At 35.1% G+C, this 441-nt stretch carries 1 protein-coding gene; it reads right to left on the bottom strand.

Going from position 1 to position 441, the window contains the following annotated elements; genetic code table 11:
- The coding region (locus tag TR08_RS18995; RefSeq protein WP_045520897.1) for a reverse transcriptase domain-containing protein at nucleotides 1–441 on the bottom strand (441 nt) is incomplete at both ends.

Raw genomic sequence — 441 nt, 5'->3', positions numbered from 1 at the left:
TTTTATTGGCCAATGTCTGATAGTACGAAGTACTTCTTGAATTTTGTTTAAGCTTCGTTTAAATCTGGTCTTTTCGGTTTTCCTTCCTACCATGAAATTGCCCTTGCGGTTCCTTGTACAATAGTGTGTAAAACCTAGGAAATATATCGTTTCTAACTTCTTCCCTTTTTGATGGGCATGTTTACTGGCAAACCGTCCAAATTCCACTAATCTAGTCTTACTAGGCTCTAGTTCTAGTGAGAATTTCCTTAGTCTTTTCATAAGTACGTTCCCGAATCTTATCGCATCCGAACGATATTGAAAACACACTACAAAATCATCGATATATCTTATTAGATATGACTCACCTTTAAGTCTTAGTTTTATCGCTTTTTCAAACCATAAATCCAATACATAGTGAAGATAAATGTTACTTAACAGTACACTTATTGACCCACCTTG

Source organism: Neobacillus niacini (assembly GCF_000759675.1).
Classification (GTDB): domain Bacteria; phylum Bacillota; class Bacilli; order Bacillales; family Cytobacillaceae; genus Neobacillus; species Neobacillus niacini_A.
This window is presented reverse-complemented; position numbering and strand designations above follow the sequence as displayed.